This is a genomic window from Legionella parisiensis (assembly GCF_001467945.1).
Classification (GTDB): Bacteria; Pseudomonadota; Gammaproteobacteria; order Legionellales; family Legionellaceae; genus Legionella; species Legionella parisiensis.
This window is the reverse complement of the sequence record NZ_LNYQ01000002.1, coordinates 150,536-165,330: the sequence shown is the minus strand read 5'-3', so window position 1 is coordinate 165,330 and position 14,795 is coordinate 150,536. Positions and strand designations below refer to the sequence as shown.

Here is a 14,795-nt window from a genome sequence, read left to right as displayed (position 1 = left end):
GGCACTTTAATCTCCTTTTGATCGCTAAATCAAGGACTTAGTTTAGACTAAGTTGATTAAAGTGCCCCCTTAATTGGTGTAGAGCCAAAACTCTTGCCTTCCGCTTTCATACTTATGCCCCACCTGTCCCAGAAGTCCCTGGCATTTTTACAAGGTCTTCAAGGAGAAAAATTCATTTATATCCCTATTAGACGGACTTACAATCCATATTAGACGAACTTAACTATATGTTTAATAATTTTTTTAAGGATTTTTAGATATTTAATAACGCAATATACTATAATTTCCACAACCGAATAAACTATAATTTAAACAACATAATATACTATGATTTCCGCAACATAATATACTATAATTTCTACATACACCTATAAATTGAAATATTATGAAACCTTCAGAAAAACTAGCGCAGTCACTAGAAGTTTTACACAATCTACAAAAACAAGGTAAGTACGCTATCCAATCAAAAGATATTAGCCGTACTCATAGAGAACGACTTGTAGAAAATGCATTTTTGGAAGAGGTTGTAAAAGGTTGGTATGTACCGATAAAACCTGATGAACAAAAAGGCGAAAGTACGGCTTGGTATGCTTCTTTCTGGAGTTTTTGTGCTTCATATTTAAATGAACGATTTGGTGACGAATGGTGCCTTTCCCCAGAACAATCTTTACTTCTTCATTCGGAAAATTGGACTGTGCCTAAACAACTAATGATACGCAGCCCCAACGGAACAAACCGTAATATGGATCTGCCTCATAATACTTCTTTATTTTCAGTACAATACAAAATGCCTTCGACTCAGGATATAGAGATTAAGCAGGACATGCGAGTTTATGCAATAGTGCCAGCATTGATCTATTGTTCACCTAAATTTTTTTCTCAATATCCTACTGAGGCACGTTCCGTTCTATCAATGTTTAATAGTGCATCTGATCTTCTGCATTATCTATTAGAAGAAGGACATTCTTGGATAGCAGGAAGGATTTGTGGCGCACTCCAAAATATCGGCAAATCTCACGTGGCAGATGAGATCAAAAAAACCATGGAGAGTGCCGGTTATCAAATACGGGAAGAAGATCCGTTTTTAACAAATACACCGATAGATTTTTCCGCAACTTATAAGCCAGCGTATCGAAGTCGTTTGGAAGTTATGTGGCATGATATGCGCAATACAGTTAGAGAAAACTTCCCTAAGCCCCATCCTACGACAATTGATATTAAAGGATATCTAGAACAAGTTGACGAAAATTACGTCTCTGACGCTTATCATTCTCTATCTATTGAAGGTTATCAAGTAAACCCTGTCTTAATTGAAAAGGTTCGTTCTGGACAATGGAATCCCGATGCTACAGGACAAGATCGAAATCACCATAGTGCATTAGCCGCCCGTGGATACTGGCAAGCATTCCAATCAGTAAAAAAGAGCCTTATGGAAATATTGAATGGAGACAACCCCGGAAAAATAATACAAAAGGAACATGGGGATTGGTATAGAGAATTATTTCAACCTAGCGTTGCTGTAGGTCTTTTAAAACCAACTGATCTGGCAGGATATAGACGAAGCCCTGTTTTTATACGTCAATCAAAACATATTCCTCCACGTTGGCAAATTGTTAGTGAACTAATGGAAGAGTTTTTTCAGTTAATAATTCAGGAAAAGGAACCTGCTGTTAGAGTGGTTCTCGGTCATTTCTTTTTTGTTTATATCCACCCATATTCAGATGGTAATGGCAGAATTGGACGTTTCCTGATGAATGTTATGTTAGCGAGTGGTCATTATCCATGGACTATTATTCCTGTGGATAGAAGAAATGAATATATGGAGGCATTGGAACAGGCAAGTGTGCATCAAAATATCCTTCCTTTTGCTAAATTTATTGCTAGCTGCATCCACTAATACTACAAAATCAGAATATCTATAACAGCATGGTGATACAAATACTCGTTATTTATTCTCAAGTAACGAATATTGTATCAATTAGATTAGAAATGGGAATCATCATACTTTGAGATCATTGAACTTATAACATCTATCAGGCCAATTAATTCATGAGATTCATCTTCCCCAACAATATCCAGCAATTTATCGAGAAAATCTTGAAGAGCCTCCATCAACCCACAGATTTTGCTGAATAGCCGTTTTTACATAATGCTTCTTGTAAATTGGTCCGATAAAATAATGATTCCCACTATGCTATACTTTGAAAATAGTCATTGGTAAGTTAGATGGATGTCAAAAATATCATTGTCTGATAATTTAAGTTTGCAAATAAATGGCCATTTATTTGCCCGTCGGTATCGGATGACATTTGTTATTAGCATAGAGGTTATAGTTTTTGCTTTTCTACTGATTATCATTATTCCGGAAATTCATCATTGGTCGATTATTATGATGTTAGTAGCTGGGATCCTTGCCTCTTTTCTTAATTTAATGGCTTTAAAAAAATATAAATGCGTCAGTTTTTCAAGTTATTTATTTACTGGCCTTTTTTATCTGATAACGACAGGAGCAAACTTTATCGCAGGCGGCATTACCACTTCGCTATTTGTGTGGTTTTATATGGTTCCGCTTATCGCCGCAACGTTGATCGGGTTTAGAGGGCTCGTGCTTTTTGGCGGTTTGACTGTCGTTACGATTATGGCATTTTTAATATTGCCCCATGAACCCTTTTTTAAACCGCAACCCTCGCAGCTGTGGTCTATTGAACTAATGAATTTCAGTTTTATGCTGATATTAGTTTTGTCCGTTTTGACGGCATTTTTGATTGAAATTTATTATTTTGAGAAAAAAACTATCGCACAACAGGAGGCCTTAGAGAAAGACAGAGAAAAACTTCTGCATTTATCTCACCATGACATACTAACCAAGTTGCCTAATCGAAATTATTTATATGCAGAACTGAAACGTAAAATCAAAAAAAATCAGAGCGTTAGTATTTTTTTTATGGATTTAAACGGCTTTAAGTCCATTAACGATCGCTATGGTCATGATATTGGCGATCAAGTGCTAGTTGAAACGGCCAAACGCATAGGAAGTTGCTTTCGGAACGAAGATTTCGTGGCTCGGGTCGGTGGTGATGAATTTGTCGGCGTTATTGCTTATTCCAAAGAAAAAGGGATTTATAAGAAAGTGGAAGAGCGGATAAGAGACACGTTTAATCACCCCTATCGAAGTATTAAAATGGACATCCATCTAAGCATAGCGATTGGCATTGCACAATATCCGTTAGATGCCACCGATACGGAATCACTTATCACAATTGCGGATAAACGGATGTATGAAGATAAACAGAGAATCAAAGAAAGTGAACCTTAAAGTTATTTTCTGTCCGCGTGTTGAGAATTTTTAGGCATACTGCATACTATAATTTCCTCAAATTATGAATTTTCTAATATATTCTCTAAAGAATAAGATGGAGAGGCTTTGTTGATCTTTGAGCTAACCAACAAAGACGATACCAGGAAAAAATATGGCCAAATCGGTAATGGCGGCTTATTTGGGCTGCTTTTCCTAAACATCATTTGTTTTTCTGCCTCAGGTTATCAAAATTGGCGTAAATGTAACACCTTACGCCCAAAAGGATTGGGTAAAGGTTCCAATTTACATGTCAGCTCATCAAAACAACCTAAATCATATTCCATAAAACTTACTAGCCAAATATTCCTCTACCTCCTTAGTCAAGACCCTCAACAACATCGTGGAGCAGGATCACCTGTTCATCAAGAAACTCACAAAACCCATGAGGGGTTTAAGGCTTTTCACTCAGCCAAAGCCAACTTTCCGGCATTGAACTCCATCATATGCTTCGAAATGGACAGCATCTGAAGGCAGAAAACCAGTCCCTCTTCGAACAGTTTTATGGACTTGCGGCATAAATTATCCAGCGTTTGCCTATCTTTAAATTTACCGCGATAACAGTAATTTTTAGGAATTTATAATGAATAAATAGGGAAAAATCAGGAAATCAATCAAATTTACCGCCATAACAGTAATATATAGTGAAATAATCCAAAGAAATGCAACAATAAATTTATTATTTTGATTTTTACTGCTATAACAGTAATATATAATTAATTTTTGGTGTTCCATGCCCACACACGAAATTGCCAATTTAGTTCATTACTACCGTAAACAAAGCGGCTTATCACAACAGGAATTAGCCCGTTTAGCGGGTGTCGGCAAGACAGTTATCTATGATATTGAAAAAGGGAAAGAGTCTGTGCGGTTGAGCACCTTGCTAAAAGTATTAGATGTTTTGAATATCCAAATGAAATTTGAAACGCCTTTTCCTCAAACAACGGATAATAATACATGAGAAAAGCATACGTATCAGTCAATGGCATTAGAGCTGGAATATTAGAGGAGTTAGAAGGTAAAAAATATCAATTTACTTACCTTAATGATTATCAGGGGGCACCTGTTTCTCTCACCATGCCGTTAACCAATAAGGTCTATGATTTTGACGTGTTTCCCCCTTTTTTTGAAGGATTACTTCCTGAAGGAATTATGCTTGAAGCACTATTACGTAAATATAAAATTGATAAAAATGATTATTTTGGTCAATTGATACTAGTTGGCCAAGATGTCGTAGGCGCAGTGACTATTGAGGAACTAAGATGAAACACTGCCCTATTACTTACGAAAAGATTAGTGACCAGGAAAACTATTCGCAACGTGGATTGCATTTGCTTTCTCCTCAATTAAAAAACCTTAGTCCATTAGATTTAAGTGCTGATGAGCAGCGACAGGAAGCAATTGCTCGTGTAGGAAAGATGTCTGTTCAGGGCGTCCAAAAGAAACTAAGTGCCAAACTAAAGATTAAACAGGGATGTTTTGAAATCGTTGATCAATATGGTCAGTATATTTTAAAACCACAAAGTGATATTTACTCAGAATTGCCGGAAAATGAAGCCATTACTATGACCCTTGCAAAAACTATAGGCCTCGATGTTCCGGTTCATGGTTTAGTTTATTCTAAAGACAACAGTTTAACCTACTTCATTAAACGCTTTGATAGAATAGGCCATAATAAAAAGTTAGCTTTAGAAGATTTTGCACAGCTATCAGGTGAAGATCGACATACAAAATATAAAAGCTCTATGGAAAAAGTAATTGCAGTCATACAGCAGTTTTGTACATTCCCAAAAATTGAATTCGTAAAATTATTTAAGCTGACGTTGTTTAACTTCCTGGTCGGCAATGAAGACATGCATCTAAAAAATTTTTCCCTGATTACTAAGGATAGAAAAATTTCCATATCACCAGCCTACGATTTACTTAACTCAACCATCGCTCAAAAAAATACTAAAGAAGAACTGGCTTTACCTCTAAAAGGAAAAAAAAATAATTTAACAAAGAGTGATTTTCTTAAATACTTTGCCATTGAAAAATTAGGATTAAATCAGAACGTCATCGATGGGATCGTACAAGAGTTCCATCAGGTAATACCAAAATGGCAAGAGCTGATTGGTTTCAGTTTTTTATCTCAACCGATGCAGGAAAAATATCTCGAATTGCTAGAGCAACGGTGCAAGCGATTCAATTTTTTTGATTAACTAATATCCGCAGTCTCCATCATATGCTTAAGTATAAAATTAGCCACTTGTTGCATGGCTTTCCGCAACCGTTCAACATCTTTCATGGTTTTGATCACCTTTTGATTGATAACATCCAAATTTCCATGAGTATTGGTGATCAATAGAATTCTGCGCATTTTATGACCTATAGATTTAAATTTGATCATGTTAAGAGAATCCGATTTCTTTAACATGGGAAGTGAGTCATGTTAAGAATTTTGAGTTTACTTAACACGAAACATTTGCCTGGAACTTTATAACCTTAAATCTAATCAATAAAAGTAGCTGGCGTAACATGAAATCGCTCGGCTAATTTCTTAATATGAGAGAGATTCAGTTGTCGCTTTCCGTTTAATATTTCAGAAACGACGCCCTGACTTCCAATTTCATTTTTAAAATCGCTTTGATCCAAACCATGCTGTTCCATGAGAAATTTTAATGCTTCAATGCCGCTTCCTTTTTGAAGCTGCTCAGCATGGTTTTCATCGTACTGAGTTATCATATGGCTGATTACATCAACTAACCCTATTAATTCATGCGACTCATTGTCACCAACAATATCCAACAATTGATCAAGCATGTTGGCAAGTTTCTCATACTCATCGTCATTTTGAGGATCATGGATAATGGGAGAGATATGTTTCCAATGTTGGATTGTCTCTTCTAAATAATTATTGTGTGCTAAAGCAGTCATACTCACTCCTTCCACTTATTTTTGTCATATTCTTGATGGGTCAAGATATGACGTATATACAATTTTTTCCGGTTAAAATGGATGCTTGCTATCAAACGGAGTTTATTACCCCCAATATCAAAGACAAATAAGTCACCCACTTTATCAATACTATTAAATACTGCTTTCAACTCAGCAAAACTCTTAAACTCATTCTCCTCCACAACTTTCAACCACCCAGCTAGAGCTGATGCGCATTGTGGATAAAGTGCTTTTGCTTCGGTAATTCTTCTTCTAGTTATAATATGCATAGCAAATAAATATCCTTGTTAAATCAAATTATATCTCATTTTGAGATATGTGTAAAATAGCCATTATACCTGTTCGCATATCATCATGTGTTTTTTTATAAAATTGGCAACCTGCTGCATCGGTTTGCGCAATCGTTCTACATCCTTCATGATATATCCTGCTGTAACATCATTATTCATTTTATGATTAAGCAAACGCTTCAAAGCATAAGCAGGCAAATCAAGGCTATCAGCTATGGTCGCAAAAGTTCTTCTCAAGTCATGTAAAGTAAATGGAACACCAGATAATTCCACTACCCTATTCACCGCCTTTTTAGGTTCACAGATATAACCAGTTTTACTATCAGCTGGAAATACAAACTCACTGGATTTATTCCGGCTTCTTCGCTCCATTAACTCATAAACAAAGTCAGACATGGGCAAAGTATGGATTTCGTGGTTTTTGGTATCTTGTAAGGTGATAGTTTTAGATTTGAGATCAATATCCTCCCATCGCAAAGAGGCTGCTTCCATTTTTCGCATGCCGGTGAATAAGAGTAACAAAAAATAATCATGCCACAATAAGGCATTCCGGTAATTATCAGTCTCCACCAATACAATGACCGCTTTATACCAGTCTGCTAATTGATGTGGTTTGATGACCGTTTGTTTTCTATCCACTCGATACCAGGCCCGGGTATGCGAGAGGTATTTAACTGGATTAATGGTAATAATTGGATGGCCGTTGCCATCTTGATATTCATACATGGCATAATTAAAAATGGCTCTTAATACCCTCATGGCATTGTTGGCGCGTGCCTTACTATTTTCCTGACCATGCTTGGTATGCCGTTTGGCAATCATCTCTCGGGTAATATTTACCAGTGGTTTATCTAGCCAGTCAGGGACTACTTCATGCAGTACACATTGATAATCGTTTAAAGTACGTGGTTTTAAATCTTTTCTTGCTTTGAGGTAATCATTCAATACCTGCTGTAAGGTCATGGCATGAACTTTCTTAGTTTTCTTTTCTGCAATGGGATCATCACCTCTGGCCACACTACCCAAAAGACTCTTGGCTTGCTTTCTGGCCTCTTCAACCGTCAGGTTACCATATTTGCCTAGCGTCACTCTTTTAACCTTGCCGTTGATTCTGGTTTCAACGATGAAACTTTTAACACCACCTGAGGTGATTCTTAAAGCGAAGCCCTTCAAATCATTATCACGAAAAAATGTTTGGGTTTTTCCAACGATATGTTCAAGTTTATCACCGATGGTTTTGGTTAATTTAATACCCTTTTCAGCTTCTGCCATAATTTACCCCTAAAATTCCATGTAGACGCCATGTAGACACTTTATTTAAAACTAAATAAATTTCAATATGGCAAATTATGGCTTATAAGCGTTGATTTTAAGGGGATTTTGAAAGAATTTAAAATTTGATAAAACGTGCTAAAACCCCTATTTTACAGACTATTGGTCCGTTGGTTCTATATTATTTAGGAAATCCTTTTCAATACCCTAAAAAACCATGCGGAGCAGTTAACGTCAGAGAAGAAATAGCTCCTTATACGTTAGCTAGGCACTAGAAAAGTATTTGAACGGAAGGGTTCTTCAACCACCCTTTTTATTGCCAAGTCCTGGCCAAAAAATTTCCTAATTTGAAATTTAGAAATAATTCGTCAGCCAATTTTTGTAGCTGATGGATTTGTGCAACTGATTTTTTTAGGTTGATGAGAAGGTGTCCAAAAATCCGCGATAAGATCATAAGGTTTTGTTTTCTTGCGTTAATTTTAATGCTACTTTTTGTCGCCAAATATACTTTTTTTAAGCAACGTGACTTATTAGAATCATTTGGCGTGTGGATCATTTTTCGTACATGATTATAAGGAATTTAATATGTTTAATTTTTTTGATCACAGTAAATCGCCATTAGATATAAAACTATACACTATTAATAAAATGTCCATCGGTGACCTATTGACGCTATCGGAAACAGATAAGTTACACTGGGAACTAGCAATATTTTCTCTTTTTAAGCGACGAGGGCCAGAGGCATGTAAATGGCAACTACAACTAATGGCAGCATTTTTTTATGATGGCTGCTATGGTGACACACCTCTTAGCAGAAGAATGGATAATTTATTTAACCGCTTTCACCATTATGAAAAAAAGGCTTTATTTTACCTTTTGGATAATGCACTTAAAGACCCTGCCGGCAATGCAGAGCATAAAATATACTGCCTAAGTTTAATGAAGCATCTTATTGATGACGAGCAGGTTAAAAATAACGTACAAAATAAAAGCTTGGATCACATCAATAGATTAAAAAATACCAATAACTTTAAAAATTCAGAAAAATACCTTTCGGCTTTAATTGCAAACCACGAAGAACAATTATTAGAAGATTTAGATACCAGATATACTAAGTACTTTGAGATGATTACAAAGTATTTTACAATCTACCCTGGAGAAATTAGTCTTTCGTTACTTAAAGATTACAATAGCCATGGCCTTAATAAACAAGTAGTTAAAAATTTTTTTAACAAAATATTAGATATTCATAACCCCTATCAGTTAGAAATTTTGAGTGACGACTTTTTAGATGAAGAAATTATTCTAAGACCTAACCATCTTTATGTATATAAAACTAAAAGTCATTGGACCTCGAGATTTACTGACAGCATATTGCACTCTTTAAACATAGTGGAAAAAGAAAAACTTTATTGGCTTAAAACGACATCTAGAGACGATGTAGAAATATTTGAAGTACTAAATAAAAACGAGTTTATTAATTATTGCTTTCTCGATCGTGATAATAATAAATGCGAAGGTGTTTTATCTTATAAAGAAATTTTTGATACAAATGTCAATGACTATGACGGACCTCCCACAGATGAGTGGATTAATAGAATAAAAGATTTTGTAAGAAAATTTGATAATATTGACAACGAAAATATAGAAACATTTAATGCTTTAATTCATGAAATACAAATAACTATATCCAAAAAGCACCTAATGGTTTCAGAAGAGTTACAAAATATTTTTGCCGATATTGAAATTTTATTGACAGCTGATGTTAATTCAGAGTCATTTATAGAAAAAATTGTGCTATTTATCGAACACCCTAACCATGAATACATGGCAGCAGCTTTCAAAGTTCTCTCAAAACGGAGCAAACAAAATAAATATTCTCACCTAACCCTAGAAAGAATATTTTTGCCAATTATTGAACATGATATTATTGGTAATGGCGATGAATTAAGACTCATGATGGCTGTTGATTGTATTTCATGTATATCATCCCAACAGAGCTTATCTGATGCATTAATATTGCATGTTTTAAATTTACTTCAAAGAGAGGATGTTGAACCATACTTTAAGGATCATGGTATTAATAGCCATGACAATTGCTTTTCTTTTGATTCGATTTTCCACTCAATAACGAACATGTTCTGCTCTTATGCCCACCATAAGAAAGATAAAAAACAGCCATTTTCCTATGATTTCGAATTAAGCCTGTTAGGTTTATTTGGAAGTGAAAATTTTCATATTAGCTTTCACTCTGTTCAGTTCTTTTTGAATAACTGTAATTTAGAGTTACCATTACCTGAAAAGTTATTTGAGGGTATAAATAACTGGCTGGATAACAACAAATACTCTTATAAGTTTTTTGAAAATCTATATTTTACAGATGAAGATAACTTGACATTAGCCTTTTCTTTATTAAACAAAATACTTATACATCAACCCATAGCGGAATCTACTGTTAATAAAATCATAAAATTATCTGAAAATCCTAGTTCATATTATAAGAGAAACTGCCAAAGTATTTTGTGGAAAAATAGCTCATATTTTGAAGTTAATGAGGTTGTTATTAACAACATTCTACAACTAATGCAATCTGATAACTTAGATGATAAACATAAGGCTCTTGATTTTATATCTGTAAAATACAACTCTATTGTTAAAGACTATGTAACTCAAATTTTTAATTTTCTAATCTCGTGTATGAAATTAGATACATCCTATGGAGAAGAAAATTATTATCTACAAGAAAAAGCTTATAAAATTTTAATGAAAAATAACTTTGATAATGCTATCGATGATCATTTATTGAAGCTAATTCTAGCTTCATTGCGCTCAATGTATAAAAATCATGAATTTCGTTATAGCTGGTCTGACTCTTCGTTATCTAAAAAAATATTAAAAAATATAGACATGAACCGTTCCATTTCATTGGAGTATATTAGAAGCCTTCGTGTAAGTAGGGATGATAGGGGCAATGTATATCTTTACACAGGAACAGAGTTATCTATCTTAGGCGCCGTGCTTAATAGTTTAATGCTGCTTGAGAAGAAAGCAGAAGAAATAGAACAGTTAATTAGAGACTTTTACGTGGATTTTATTGATTTATTAGTAAAGGATGATCCTCGTAGAGAGGACTTTTTAGATAGCGCACAACAAGAAGTTTTTGATATTCTTATCCACTTACCAGAGCAATTATATATAGATATCCCAGAGGAACGCAAAAATGAAAAATATAAACTTTTATATTACATAAGAGAAACAGCTGAGGAATTAAGACATGTTTTTGAAAACAATTATACTGAGAAATTTAGTCCAGGTAATCGGTAAATATTGCTGTGGGGATTTTGCGTCTTTGAGTAAGACACAGTTATACACCGTACGACATTTGCAGTGGATTCCTAAGATAAAAATTCTAATAAAATCAATTATTTATTTTTGAATCATGGGGCTCATAATCCGTTGGTCCTAGGTTCAAGTCCTAGGGGCCCACCAACTAAATCGTTAAAAATCAATAAGTTGCAGCTTAGGGCTCCGGTTTTTCTTAAATCTATCGTTGAGGTTTGTGGGAAATATTCCCCACAAAAAATCATATTAATGTTAATTTCAAATAGATAAGATATTGTTTTATATAACATTTAACATTAGAAGTAGCGGACTATTGATCCTCTGCTTGAATTAGTCAAATCAGAGTTCTAACTTTTCACTATAGCCAGTCCCATATAAAAGGATCATGAGCAGCTCTCATTAATGGAGCAATTATTATTTCGTCTGATCGCTTTAGCCTGCGCCCATGTATGTTCAATTGGATTGACGTGGTCTAATGGATCTGGACACACCAGTTAAGAGATAATTACTTAACTGGAGAGAAAAATGGCTACGAGAAAAAAATATTCAAAAGAGTTCAAACTAGATGCGATTAGTTTGGTTACCGACCAAGGTTATAGCCGAGCAGAAGCAGCTCGCAGCTTATCCATTAACCCGACTATCCTTAATCGCTGGATAAAAGAAAATGAATCAGATGATGGTCAGGCTTTCAGGGGCAATGGGAAACTAACAGCGGAACAGCTTGAAATACGCCGTTTACGCGAAGAAAACAAACGGCTCAAGATGGAGAAAGATATATTAAAAAAGGCGGCGGCCTTCTTTGCTCAAGAAACGAAATGAAGTATTCGTTTATAGCCCAACACGAGAAGGTCTGGCCGGTAGACGCGATGTGTTTACTGATGGGTGTGTTACGTTCCGGATATTACCATTACCGAAAAAATCATCCCAATAACCCAGTCAATCCTAAACATCAGGATATGCTGGATTTTGTGAAACAAATTGCTGAGAAAAGTTGCTATACCTATGGCAGCAGGCGCATGCAGAGAGCGTTAAACGCGCTGGGTTATCCAGTGGGCAGGCGCAAAACACGAAGTCTGATGCAAGAAGCCAATGTGATAGTGCGTTACAGAAAAAAATACAAAGTTACGACAAACAGTAACCACAAAAAACCGGTGTTTGAGAATGTCCTCAATCGCGAGTTCTCGCCCTCAGCTCCTGATCGTGCCTATGTTTCTGATATAACCTACATATGGACGCAGGAGGGCTGGTTGTATCTGGCTATTGTGATTGACTTATTTTCCCGGAAAGTTGTTGGTTGGAGTATGGGTTCAAGAATGAAGGCATCATTAGTATGTGATGCGCTCAAAATGGCACTTTGGCAACGAAAACCAAAGCCAGGCCTGATCGTTCACTCCGATCGGGGTACTCAGTATGCCAGCCATGAGTATTGCAACCTGTTAACTGATTGGCACTGCATCGGCAGCATGAGCAGAAAAGGTAATTGTTGGGATAACGCTGTCGCCGAGAGCTTTTTTGGCAGCTTGAAACAGGAGCGCGTGCAATGGAACCATTATCAAAGTCGTTTTGAGGCACAACAGGATGTCTTGAATTGGATTACGATGCTTTATAACAGCTACCGATCTCATTCAACCCTGGGTTACAAAAATCCCAACCAATTTGAAATGGAGTATGAAGGACGGGGTTTAAAGAAAGTTGCTTAACTGGTGTGTCTTAAATTACTTGACCACGTCATGCGGTAATAAAAGAACAATCGGCTTTTCATCGTGTACAAAAGCTTTGTTAGGCATTAGGCGTATCCAGTAGCGATTACAACAGGCATTGCGTAAGTTGGGTAAATATCATGGGAAAGCGAGGATCAAACGCTTAATGCAGCAGGAAGAACTCAAACCTAAAGCGGCAAGGCGTTTTAAAGTGACAACAGATAGTCGCCACTCAAAGCATGTGGCCGAAAATATCTTGGGAAGACCATTTAATCCTGTTGCTATTAACACCGTTTGGGCGTCTGATATAACCTACATTCAAACTGATGAGGGCTGGCTTTATCTAGCATAGATTTATTCAATCGACAGATTGTCGGTTGGAGCATGGGAACTCGGTTGGTTACAAGCCTTATTGAAGATGCTCTTATCATGGCGATTCACCGCAATAACCCACCTAATGGCGTTATTCATCATTCTGATATAGGATCTCAATATTGCAGTAATGCTTATCAATCGCTTCTCAAAGAACATGATTTTATTTGCTCCATGAGTGGCTCGGGTAACTGTTATGACAATGCAGTTATGGAAAGTTTCTATCATACTTTGAAAGTCGAAATGATTTATGGGGAACAATATAAAACTAGAAAGGATGCTCGATTAGCTCTATTCGATTACATTGAAGTGTTTTACAATCGTCAGCGCATCCATTCAACTTTAGGGTTTCAGACCCCGAATGACTTTGGGTTGGTTGCATAATGTTGGTGTCCTGTTTTTTCGAGGAAAGATCAAATGTGGCGTATTTTGAGGCGACTATAGGCATTTGTTCATTATTCTACGGGTGCTTTTTTAAAATGTCGAACTACCTTTGTCGTCGCATTGTCAATTATTTCGCCTCTAATGTCGCCGGGTGTATCACTAACTTCGGCTAACATCCAAATATATAATTTCTCAATATCATCGCCAGACTTATATTGTATTATTTTCTCATTGGAATAAATTCGTGCGGTATATTGTTGATTCATATCTCATTCTCCATTCAAGATATTGCTCAATAAATCCATTTCACAATTTCATCTTGAAAGACCTTCTTTTAAGCAAAATCTTATTATAAATTATAGCCTAGTTGGGGTGCTCGTTGAGATGTTTTGATACGTTTTGCTTGTCCTATTTGTTTAATCAGATATTCGTCAAGGAATCGGCGGTTTAACAAACCAGTCAAGAGCTCGCAGATTGATTGAGAATGCAGTATGGGGTAAGTCAGGATACGTGTGCAAAATGGGTCACTTCATTTTTATAGAGACCCATAACCCTTGCCGTGTATGGGTTGTAGCCTTTTGCCATAGAAATGGTTTTTAAGATAAAAATTAGAGTAAACTATTACTGCTCCCATGGTGGCTTTGGTGTGATTGTCAATGGGGTAGAACTATCATCTTTTTTCATTTCCTCCTGATTTGCAGTAAGATCAAGAGCGTTATGTCGCATTGTTGTTTTAAAATTTTGCATTCTTTCACGTGCTGCTAATAATTCTTCCTCTGATGGTTGCAGTGTAACCGATGACAACTGACTTTGCTCATCTTTATTGTATGGTTTATCAGCGCAAACAAATGGAAGTGCCTGGTTAGTTATAACATGAATTGTTGATAATTCATTATGCCCACTTGGTAGTGATATTAACTCAACATTATACCCGTTTCTTTGTAATTCTTGAGGGAATCTTTGGTTAGCTTCAAGTCGAGTTTCGCCTGTAACATTATATTTGATTTGGTTAGCAGGTGTTTGTCTCAGGGTTTCTAATTGGCCAATAGACATGAAAATATTCAAGCCTTGTGGTGAATAAATCTATTTTTTATCATTTGAAATAATCAAGTAGGAAGAAATGGACGAGTAAGTTGCTTTAGT

15 protein-coding genes and 1 pseudogene are annotated in these 14,795 nt (G+C 35.9%); 10 read left to right on the top strand and 6 right to left on the bottom strand.

All coding sequences use genetic code 11. The annotated features are described in order from the left end of the window. Positions 1 to 385: 385 nt before the first annotated feature. From Lpar_RS00920 to Lpar_RS00895, 6 genes and pseudogenes are all read left to right on the top strand, one after another. A complete protein-coding gene (locus Lpar_RS00920) occupies positions 386 to 1,897 on the top strand; it encodes a Fic family protein (RefSeq protein WP_058516130.1) in 1,512 nt (503 codons plus the stop codon). Between the two features lie 333 nt (positions 1,898 to 2,230). Then, positions 2,231 to 3,316, top strand: coding sequence for a GGDEF domain-containing protein (locus Lpar_RS18380; RefSeq protein WP_058516129.1), 1,086 nt, complete (start codon positions 2,231 to 2,233; stop codon positions 3,314 to 3,316). Positions 3,317 to 3,677: 361 nt separating this feature from the next. Beyond that, positions 3,678 to 3,876 (top strand): annotated as a pseudogene (locus tag Lpar_RS19290) (DDE-type integrase/transposase/recombinase); the annotation flags it as partial. Positions 3,877 to 4,088: 212 nt separating this feature from the next. Further along, on the top strand, positions 4,089 to 4,316 hold the full coding sequence (locus Lpar_RS00905) for a helix-turn-helix transcriptional regulator (protein WP_058516127.1): 228 nt from the start codon (positions 4,089 to 4,091) through the stop codon (positions 4,314 to 4,316). Next, positions 4,313 to 4,621 carry a HipA N-terminal domain-containing protein gene (locus tag Lpar_RS00900; RefSeq protein WP_027224016.1) on the top strand — a complete coding sequence of 103 codons (309 nt, stop codon included), beginning with the start codon at positions 4,313 to 4,315 and terminating at the stop codon, positions 4,619 to 4,621. The genes Lpar_RS00905 and Lpar_RS00900 overlap by 4 nt, the downstream gene beginning before the upstream one ends. After that, positions 4,618 to 5,556: a lpg2370 family Dot/Icm T4SS effector gene (locus Lpar_RS00895; protein ID WP_058516126.1), complete on the top strand. Its 939-nt coding sequence runs from the start codon at positions 4,618 to 4,620 to the stop codon at positions 5,554 to 5,556. The genes Lpar_RS00900 and Lpar_RS00895 overlap by 4 nt, the downstream gene beginning before the upstream one ends. On the opposite strand, the gene Lpar_RS00890 is transcribed toward Lpar_RS00895, so the two are convergent. The 4 genes from Lpar_RS00890 to Lpar_RS00875 all read right to left on the bottom strand — a co-directional run bounded on the left by Lpar_RS00890 (position 5,553) and on the right by Lpar_RS00875 (position 7,854). Next, positions 5,553 to 5,744: a hypothetical protein gene (locus tag Lpar_RS00890; protein WP_058516125.1), complete on the bottom strand. Its 192-nt coding sequence runs from the start codon at positions 5,742 to 5,744 to the stop codon at positions 5,553 to 5,555. The genes Lpar_RS00895 and Lpar_RS00890 overlap by 4 nt on opposite strands. 101 nt (positions 5,745 to 5,845) lie before the next feature. After that, positions 5,846 to 6,271, bottom strand: a complete 426-nt coding sequence (locus Lpar_RS00885; protein ID WP_027224014.1) for a helix-turn-helix domain-containing protein — start codon at positions 6,269 to 6,271, stop codon at positions 5,846 to 5,848. A gap of 2 nt (positions 6,272 to 6,273) precedes the next feature. Further along, positions 6,274 to 6,561, bottom strand: a complete 288-nt coding sequence (locus tag Lpar_RS00880) for a type II toxin-antitoxin system HigB family toxin (protein WP_058516124.1) — start codon at positions 6,559 to 6,561, stop codon at positions 6,274 to 6,276. 63 nt (positions 6,562 to 6,624) lie between these two features. After that, a complete protein-coding gene (locus Lpar_RS00875) occupies positions 6,625 to 7,854 on the bottom strand; it encodes a tyrosine-type recombinase/integrase (protein ID WP_058516123.1) in 1,230 nt (409 codons plus the stop codon). A gap of 585 nt (positions 7,855 to 8,439) precedes the next feature. On the opposite strand from Lpar_RS00875, the gene Lpar_RS00865 reads away from it, so the two are divergent. The 4 genes from Lpar_RS00865 (at position 8,440) to Lpar_RS18365 (ending at position 13,652) form a co-directional block, all read left to right on the top strand. Further along, complete coding sequence (locus tag Lpar_RS00865) at positions 8,440 to 11,178, top strand: hypothetical protein (protein ID WP_058516121.1); 2,739 nt, start codon at positions 8,440 to 8,442, stop codon at positions 11,176 to 11,178. Positions 11,179 to 11,721: 543 nt separating this feature from the next. After that, positions 11,722 to 12,896, top strand: a protein-coding gene (locus Lpar_RS00855; RefSeq protein ID WP_237759320.1) for an IS3 family transposase whose coding sequence is annotated in 2 segments (ribosomal slippage) — positions 11,722 to 11,986 and positions 11,986 to 12,896 — 1,176 coding nt in all. Because the reading frame shifts where the segments join, the coding sequence is not laid out codon by codon here. Between the two features lie 166 nt (positions 12,897 to 13,062). Continuing rightward, the gene (locus Lpar_RS18370) at positions 13,063 to 13,248 is read left to right on the top strand and encodes an IS3 family transposase (RefSeq protein ID WP_019350445.1); all 186 of its coding nucleotides are present in this window, start codon (positions 13,063 to 13,065) and stop codon (positions 13,246 to 13,248) included. Between the two features lie 32 nt (positions 13,249 to 13,280). Next, a complete protein-coding gene (locus tag Lpar_RS18365) occupies positions 13,281 to 13,652 on the top strand; it encodes an IS3 family transposase (RefSeq protein WP_019350446.1) in 372 nt (123 codons plus the stop codon). 71 nt (positions 13,653 to 13,723) lie between these two features. Here the strand turns inward: Lpar_RS18365 and Lpar_RS00845 are convergent, their stop codons facing one another. Continuing rightward, a complete protein-coding gene (locus tag Lpar_RS00845) occupies positions 13,724 to 13,918 on the bottom strand; it encodes a hypothetical protein (RefSeq protein ID WP_014845111.1) in 195 nt (64 codons plus the stop codon). A 355-nt stretch (positions 13,919 to 14,273) separates the two neighbouring features. Then, positions 14,274 to 14,705: a hypothetical protein gene (locus Lpar_RS00840; protein ID WP_014845110.1), complete on the bottom strand. Its 432-nt coding sequence runs from the start codon at positions 14,703 to 14,705 to the stop codon at positions 14,274 to 14,276. Positions 14,706 to 14,795: the final 90 nt, after the last annotated feature.

What these genes read in the sequence shown, in the direction of transcription:
- Lpar_RS00865 (WP_058516121.1), top strand. Translation starts at nt 8,440, where the DNA reads ATGTTTAATTTTTTTGATCACAGTAAATCGCCATTAGATATAAAACTA.
- Lpar_RS18380 (WP_058516129.1), top strand. Translation starts at nt 2,231, where the DNA reads ATGTCAAAAATATCATTGTCTGATAATTTAAGTTTGCAAATAAATGGC.
- Lpar_RS00920 (WP_058516130.1), top strand. Translation starts at nt 386, where the DNA reads ATGAAACCTTCAGAAAAACTAGCGCAGTCACTAGAAGTTTTACACAAT.
- Lpar_RS00895 (WP_058516126.1), top strand. Translation starts at nt 4,618, where the DNA reads ATGAAACACTGCCCTATTACTTACGAAAAGATTAGTGACCAGGAAAAC.
- Lpar_RS00840 (WP_014845110.1), bottom strand. Translation starts at nt 14,705, where the DNA reads ATGTCTATTGGCCAATTAGAAACCCTGAGACAAACACCTGCTAACCAA.
- Lpar_RS00900 (WP_027224016.1), top strand. Translation starts at nt 4,313, where the DNA reads ATGAGAAAAGCATACGTATCAGTCAATGGCATTAGAGCTGGAATATTA.
- Lpar_RS00845 (WP_014845111.1), bottom strand. Translation starts at nt 13,918, where the DNA reads ATGAATCAACAATATACCGCACGAATTTATTCCAATGAGAAAATAATA.
- Lpar_RS18370 (WP_019350445.1), top strand. Translation starts at nt 13,063, where the DNA reads ATGCAGCAGGAAGAACTCAAACCTAAAGCGGCAAGGCGTTTTAAAGTG.
- Lpar_RS00880 (WP_058516124.1), bottom strand. Translation starts at nt 6,561, where the DNA reads ATGCATATTATAACTAGAAGAAGAATTACCGAAGCAAAAGCACTTTAT.
- Lpar_RS00905 (WP_058516127.1), top strand. Translation starts at nt 4,089, where the DNA reads ATGCCCACACACGAAATTGCCAATTTAGTTCATTACTACCGTAAACAA.
- Lpar_RS00885 (WP_027224014.1), bottom strand. Translation starts at nt 6,271, where the DNA reads ATGACTGCTTTAGCACACAATAATTATTTAGAAGAGACAATCCAACAT.
- Lpar_RS00875 (WP_058516123.1), bottom strand. Translation starts at nt 7,854, where the DNA reads ATGGCAGAAGCTGAAAAGGGTATTAAATTAACCAAAACCATCGGTGAT.
- Lpar_RS18365 (WP_019350446.1), top strand. Translation starts at nt 13,281, where the DNA reads ATGGGAACTCGGTTGGTTACAAGCCTTATTGAAGATGCTCTTATCATG.
- Lpar_RS00890 (WP_058516125.1), bottom strand. Translation starts at nt 5,744, where the DNA reads ATGATCAAATTTAAATCTATAGGTCATAAAATGCGCAGAATTCTATTG.